The organism is bacterium (genome assembly GCA_035703895.1).
Lineage (GTDB): Bacteria > Sysuimicrobiota > Sysuimicrobiia > Sysuimicrobiales > Segetimicrobiaceae > Segetimicrobium.
The window spans coordinates 22,162-28,882 of sequence record DASSXJ010000332.1; the positions used below are offsets into that span (position 1 = coordinate 22,162).

7 protein-coding genes are annotated in these 6,721 nt (G+C 64.5%); 5 read left to right on the top strand and 2 right to left on the bottom strand.

The window, feature by feature from the left end:
• The first annotated feature begins 211 nt into the window (after positions 1–211).
• The 5 genes from VFP86_21945 (at position 212) to VFP86_21965 (ending at position 4,799) form a co-directional block, all read left to right on the top strand.
• Complete coding sequence (locus VFP86_21945) at positions 212–2,569, top strand: LuxR C-terminal-related transcriptional regulator (GenBank protein HET9002313.1); 2,358 nt, start codon at positions 212–214, stop codon at positions 2,567–2,569.
• A gap of 158 nt (positions 2,570–2,727) precedes the next feature.
• Positions 2,728–3,003 (top strand): DUF4242 domain-containing protein, encoded by a 276-nt coding sequence (locus VFP86_21950; protein ID HET9002314.1) that lies wholly within the window; start codon positions 2,728–2,730, stop codon positions 3,001–3,003.
• Positions 3,004–3,025: 22 nt separating this feature from the next.
• Positions 3,026–3,610, top strand: a complete 585-nt coding sequence (locus VFP86_21955) for a hypothetical protein (GenBank protein ID HET9002315.1) — start codon at positions 3,026–3,028, stop codon at positions 3,608–3,610.
• Between the two features lie 46 nt (positions 3,611–3,656).
• Positions 3,657–4,052: a cupredoxin domain-containing protein gene (locus tag VFP86_21960; protein ID HET9002316.1), complete on the top strand. Its 396-nt coding sequence runs from the start codon at positions 3,657–3,659 to the stop codon at positions 4,050–4,052.
• A 141-nt stretch (positions 4,053–4,193) separates the two neighbouring features.
• A complete protein-coding gene (locus VFP86_21965; protein HET9002317.1) occupies positions 4,194–4,799 on the top strand; it encodes a GNAT family protein in 606 nt (201 codons plus the stop codon).
• Here the strand turns inward: VFP86_21965 and VFP86_21970 are convergent.
• Both VFP86_21970 and VFP86_21975 read right to left on the bottom strand, forming a co-directional pair.
• Positions 4,789–5,610, bottom strand: a complete 822-nt coding sequence (locus VFP86_21970) for an ABC transporter permease (protein ID HET9002318.1) — start codon at positions 5,608–5,610, stop codon at positions 4,789–4,791. The two genes, VFP86_21965 and VFP86_21970, sit on opposite strands and share 11 nt — an antisense overlap.
• Before the next feature lie 22 nt (positions 5,611–5,632).
• Positions 5,633–6,553, bottom strand: coding sequence for an ABC transporter permease (locus VFP86_21975; protein HET9002319.1), 921 nt, complete (start codon positions 6,551–6,553; stop codon positions 5,633–5,635).
• Positions 6,554–6,721 lie beyond the last annotated feature (168 nt).

Here is a 6,721-nt window from a genome sequence, read left to right on the forward strand (position 1 = left end):
TCTGGGCCTAATATTGCCATCCCACTCTCGATGCTGTCAATCCTTCTGTCCATTCATTCGAAGTCCCGTGCTAGGCGTTCTCGTGCACGGACGACGGTCAGGATCCATCCAGCCGTTCCGGAGCACGTTAACCGCGAGGAGCCAATAGGACCATCGCCGAACGTCGTCTGCGAAGTAAGCGACCGTGGCTCCGCTAGCGAGGGTGCGGTGTATGGCCGATTCTCAAGTTGCCCGACCCAACAATCTCCCTATCCAGTTGACCAGTTTCATCGGGCGGGAGCGAGAGATCGCACAGGTCAGGGGGTTTCTGTCTAGGATTCGTCTCTTGACTCTGACAGGAACGGGGGGCGTGGGCAAGACCCGGCTGGCCTTCCAAGTTGCAGCCGAGACGTTGGAGGATTTCCCGGATGGAGTGTGGGTCGTCGACTTGGCGCCTCTGGCCGATCCCGCGCTCGTACCCCAGGCCGTGGCTTCGGTCCTGAGCGTGGTGGAGCAACCGGGTCGTCCATTGAGTGACACGTTGGTGGATGCCCTGCGTCATAAATCGTTATTGCTGGTCCTGAACAACTGCGAGCACCTTCAGTCCGCTTGCGCAGACCTCACCGCCGACTTGCTGGGCGAGTGTCAACACATGCGCGTCCTCGCGACGAGCCGGATACCCCTCGGGGTACCGGGGGAGACGCTCTGGCGCGTGCCATCACTGTCGTTTCCAGATGCCGGACGTCTCCCCTCACTCGAATACGTCCAGCAGTATGAGGCGGTGCGCCTCTTTGTCGAGCGGGCGCGGGCCAGCGAGCCCACATTCGTCCTCACGTCCGACAACGCTCCGGCTATTGTGCAGGTGTGCCAGCGACTCGACGGCATTCCATTGGCCATCGAGCTGGCGGCACCGCGAGTGAGAGTGCTGGCGGTTGAGCAGATTGCGGCACGGCTCGACGATCGGTTCCGGCTGCTAACCGGAGGCAGCGCATCGGTTCTCCCCCGCCATCAAACGCTGCGGGCGACGATGGACTGGAGTTACGGGCTGCTGGCGGAAAAGGAGCAGATCTTCTTAAGGCGGTTGTCGGTGTTTGCCGGAGGGTGGACCCTGGAGGCGGCCGAGGCGATCTGCGCAGGAGACGGCGTTGCGGCGGGCGATGTGTTGGATTTGCTGACCCAGTTGGTGGACAAGTCGCTCGTTGTGGCGGAGGCGCGGAAGGGTGAGTCCCGGTACCGGCTGCTAGAGACGGTGCGGCAGTATGGTCAGGTCAGGCTGCGTGAGGCGGGAGAAGCCGACGAAGTGCGTCGTAGGCATCGGGGCTGGTATCTGGAGCTGGCAGAGCGGGCGGACTCCGGCCTGCGAGGTCCGGAAGAGGGCGCATGGCTAACGCGGCTGGAAGTGGAGCACGATAACCTCCGAGCAGCGCTCGAGTGGAGCAAAGGGGAGACGGACGGCGCAGAAACAGCGTTGCGTTTGGCGAGGGCACTAGAGTGGTTTTGGTATGTCCGCGGGCACTGGAGCGAGGGGCGCGAGCGGCTGGAGGGGGTACTCGCGCAGAGCCACGAAGCTTCGCCTCCCCTCTTGCCGAAGGCTCTCCTGGGGGCAGCTCGCCTCGCGTATCGCCAGGGCGACCGTGGGCGAACAAGGGTGTTGTGTGAGAAGGGCCTGACCTTGTGTCGCGAATTGGGGGACCAACCAAGCGTCGTCTGGTTTCTCATTTGGTTAGGGATTGTGGCGATGGCTGATGCCGATTATGAGCGGGCGACGCCGCTGCTTGAGGACAGTCTAGCGCTGTGCCGTGAGATTGGGGATAACTGGTGGGCGGGTCAAGCGCTGGCGTTCCTGGGGATCTTGGCAACGATGCAAGGCGACTATGGTAGAGCAGCAGCGCTTTGTCAGGAGTGTCTCGCTCTGAGCAGGGAAATCGAGAGTACCATGAACATCACCTTTGCGCTTCGCACCCAGGGCTTCCTCGCGCTTCGTCAGGACGACTATGAACGGGCGGCAGCATCCTACACCGAGGGCCTTATCCTGTGCAGGGAAGTGAGGATGCCCGGGGTGATCACAGAGTGTTTGGAGGGATTGGCGCGGGTGGCCTCCGCGCAGGCGGAGTACGAGCAGGCGGCCCGGTTATTCGGGGCAGCGGAAGCCTCGTTCGAAGTCCTCGGCGGTCAACTTCCCTTTTGGTTCGACCAATCCGACCATGACCGGCGCGCGGCGTCCACGCGCGCCGGACTGGGGAAGGCGGCGTTCGGGGCCGCGTGGAGCGAAGGCCGGACGATGACGCTGGAGCAAGCCCTCGAGTACGCCCTGCACTCTACGCACGCGACGCCAGCCAAGGCCAAAGAGAAGGGCACGGTCAAGAAAGAGACGGCGGTCGACCTCCTCACCGCGCGAGAACGAGAGGTTGCGGCGCTCGTCGCGCTCGGCCTGACGAACCGCGACATCGCCGCGCGGCTGGTCGTTACCGAAAGAACAGCGGAGACTCACGTTCAGAACATCCTCAATAAGCTGGGGTTTACCTCCCGTGCGCAGATCGCCGCGTGGGCCGTCGGGCACGGACTGGAGAAGGCGCTGAACACCGACTAGCTTCTCTAGAGTTCATCCCCCGCGAGAGCCCCGCGCTGTACGTAGCCATCCTCACCGCCCAAAGATACGTATCGGCTACGGGTTTTCCTCGATGACCCCCAAGCAGGCTCTCCTTATAGTGGTGATGCAATCACCATGACGAAAGGAGGGATGCGGCGATGCCCAAGTTTGTGATCGAGCGCGAGCTGCCCAATGCGGGCAACCTCTCGCCCCAAGAGCTCCGCGCCGTCTCCCAGCGGTCGTGCAGCGTGTTGAACCAGATGGGTCCGCAGATCCAGTGGGTGCACAGCTATGTGGCCGATGACAAGATCTACTGCCTGTACGTCGCGCCCAATGAGGAGATGGTACGCGAACACGCCGGGAAGGGCGGATTTCCTGCCAACCGTGTCGCCGTAGTGAAGACGGTTATCGACCCAACAACTTCGGAGCCCTAGGTCCGAGAGGAGGGGAAGAGCCATGCAGAGGTGCGCTGCGGGCATGTTGATGTTATTCCTGGTGGCGGCCCTGGGGTGGAGCTCCGGACTGCCGGTTTCGGGCGCCCAGCCGGGGCTAGACAAAGACGTAGTGGCCAAGCTTTCGGCGGCCCGGCTAGCCATGGCGAAATACGCCATGGATCTCGCACGGGCCAAGGCCGATGGCTACACGATCATCACCCCGATGATCCCCAACATGGGATATCATTTTCTGAATCCCAAGATCGAGGGCTTTGACGTCACGAAGCCGCCGATCCTGGTCTACGTCCGCAAGGGAGAGGACTGGCAGCTCGCGGCCATCGAGTGGGTCTGGCCCAAGAAACCGGCGGCCGCTCCCCTCAACGGAGCGACGTACGGATCCTTCGGCGCCGCATGCCACTACAAGGATGGATCCTTCCTACCGTCCTACAGCGAAGCCACGTGCGTGAAGACGCATCCCAAGACCGGCGCAGAGTTCAGCTTCTGGCACCCGCCGCTGGTCACGTTCCACGTCTGGATCTGGTACCCGAACCCCAACGGCGTCTTCGGCGAGTACAATCCGCTCCTGACGCCTTTCAATAACGAGTAGCGGGAGCCGGGGAGGGCAGAAACAGCCCTCCCCTCCGCTTCCCCCGATGAGACGGGACTTATCCTTCCTTGCCGCATTCGCCCTCCTGCTGCCGCTATCTGCCGGTGTCCAGGCGCCATCAGTGGTACGCACCGAAATGAGCGAATTCGCCTTTCGGCCTGCGACGATCCACTTGACGGCCGGGCGCCCCGTCCGGCTGGTGCTGGTGAACGGGGGCGAGCTGGCCCATCAGTTCGACACAGGATACCTTCGAACGCTCCCGGTGACCTTGGTGAGCGACACGTTGCGCGTCGAGGCGCCCGGGCTCGACGTCATCCGGTTGGACCCCGGCGGGACGGCACGGCTCGAGTTTCTGCCCCGTAAGAAAGGTCGCTTTGTGTTCTTCTGCGCGATCGAGGGGCACCGGGAGGCCGGCATGCAGGGAGTCCTGGAAGTGCGGTAGTCTGCCCGCGTGTGCTTGATGGCCTGCCCTGATAGACCGGTCCGGCGCGGCGCCGCCGCGGACGGGCAGGGCAGGAGTCTCGATTGTCGAGATGCGAACACTATGGAAAACCGGCCGCCCAGGCCGGCGAAGGAGCGCCACGTGGATGTCCAACCCGTCGTCTTGACCGGAGCCCGGGCCAAGTTGATCCCAATGGATCAGTCCCATGTCGGGGCGCTGTACGAGGCGGGCTGGAGCCCAGAGATCTGGCCGTACATGCCGATATCGGTCCAGACGGCCGACGACATGCAGCGCCTCGTCCGCGAAGCGCTGAGCGCACGGGAGCGCGGGGCGGAGTTCCCGTTCGTCATCGTGGACCAAGCACGCACCCGCGTCGTGGGAAGCACTCGCTTCCTGGAGATCACCCCGCCCCATCGCGGGATCGAGATCGGGTGGACGTGGCTCTCGCCCGATGTCTGGCGAACGTCCATCAACACCGAATGCAAGTATTTGCTGCTCCGCCACTGCTTCGAGGTGCTCGGGGCGATCCGCGTCCAGTTGAAGACCGACGCGCGTAATGTCCGCTCCCAGACGGCGATCGAACGGCTCGGGGCCGTGCGCGAGGGCGTCCTCCGCCATCATCGGATCATGCCCGACGGATACCTCAGGGACTCTGTGTACTACAGCATCCTTGCCAAAGAGTGGCCCGGCGTCAGAACGCGGCTGGACGGATACCTGGGTAGAACCACAGGTCACGTCACGCCCTGAGACGAGGATCCAAGGCATCCCGCAGGCCGTCACCCAGCAGGTTCACCCCCAGGATGACCACGGTGATGGCCAGTCCCGGAAAGACTGCGGTCCACCAGGCATCCCGAAGATACTGCCGGGCCCCGCTTAGCATCGCACCCCACTCCGGCGCCGGCGGCTGCGCCCCCAGACCGATATAGGAGAGTCCGGCGGCGATCAAGATGTTGATCCCGACCCCCAGCGTGGCGAGCACCAGAACCGGCGCTGCGATATTGCGGAGGATATGCCGCCCAAGGAGCCGGGCCGTGGTCGCCCCCGCCGCCCGCGCCGCCTCGACGTATTCCATCTGCCGCACGGACAGCGTCGATCCCCGGACCGTCCGCGCGTAGACCGGCACCGCACCGATCCCCACGGCGATCATCACGTTGATGAGGTTCGGACCCAGCGTCGCCACAATGGCGATCGCGAGCAGGATGCCAGGAAACGCGAGCAGGACATCCGTCCCCCGCATGATCAACACATCCCACAGCCCTCCATTGAAACCCGCGATCAAGCCGAGCAGGGTCCCGGCCGCCATGGCGATCCCGACGGCCACGAGTCCGACCTCGAGCGAGATCCGGCTGCCGTACAACACGCGGCTCAAGACATCGCGCCCCAGCTCATCCGTCCCGAACGGATGCGCCCGTGAGGGAGGCTGCAGGATCGAATCCGTCGCCGGGACCAGCGGATCGTAGGGAGCGACCCAGGACGCCAGCACGGCCATCGCGACGAAGAGGCCGGTCACGACCGCGCCCACCCGCGCGCTGGGGCTCCGCACCAACCTGCGCACCACTCGATGGTGCCGCGTCTGCTGATCAGTCATAGTCGATGCGGGGATCGAGGGCAACGTAGAGGATATCGACGGAGAGGTTGACCAGTGCATATACGGCGGCGGCGAACAGCACGATCCCTTGGATGAGCGGAAAATCGCGGGACTGGATCGCGCTCACCGCAAACCGGCCGAGCCCCGCACGGGCAAACACCGATTCCACGATCACGGCCCCGCCGAGGAGCCCGCCGAACTGCAGGCCGATGACCGTCACGACGGGGATCAGAGCATTCCGCAACGCGTGATGGAAGAGGATCCGGCCCGATGCGACCCCCTTGGCCCGGGCCGTGCGCACGAAGTCGCTGGGGAGGATGTCGAGCAGGCTCGCCCGCGTCAGGCGTGCCAGCACGGCGGCGGCCTGGCTGCCCAGGGTAACGGTTGGCAGGACCAGCGCCTGCCACCCGCTCCCTCCGGCGATCGGGAACCAGCGGAGGACCAATCCGAAGAGGAGAATCAGCAGCAGGCCCAACCAAAAGGACGGCATGGAGATTCCCAGGAGCGACGCGCTCATCAAGAGCGTTTCGATGAGGCGGTTGCGCAGCAGGGCCGCGATCGCCCCCAGCAGGATGCCGGCCGCCGACGCCACCGCCGTCGCGGCCAAGGTCAGCTGCAGGGTGGGCGGGAACCGATCCCAAATCTCCGCGGCAACCGGTCGCCCGGAACGGATCGAGCGTCCCAGGTCTCCTCGCAGGACGTTTCCTACGTACACGCCGTACTGCACCAGGAGGGGACGGTCCAAGCCGAGGTCGTGGCGCAAACGGAGGACATCCGCGCTCGAGGCGTTCTCGCCCAGCATGATCGTGGCGGGATCGCCGGGGGTCAGGTGGCTCATCAGGAAGACCAGCCCTGACACCGCCAGGAGCACGAGGCACGTCAGCCCGAGGCGGCGGAGCACATACCCGAGCATTACGAGCACCCGCCCGGCGCGCGGGCGCCGGTGCCTATGGTTTTGTCAGGGACGCATCACCGAAGAACACGTAGCCGTCCGGATGGATCTTGGCATCCTTGATGGACGGCTGCAGGGCGATGTAGTTGAAGTTCGTCCACAGCGGCACCCAGAGGGCCTTGTCCACGA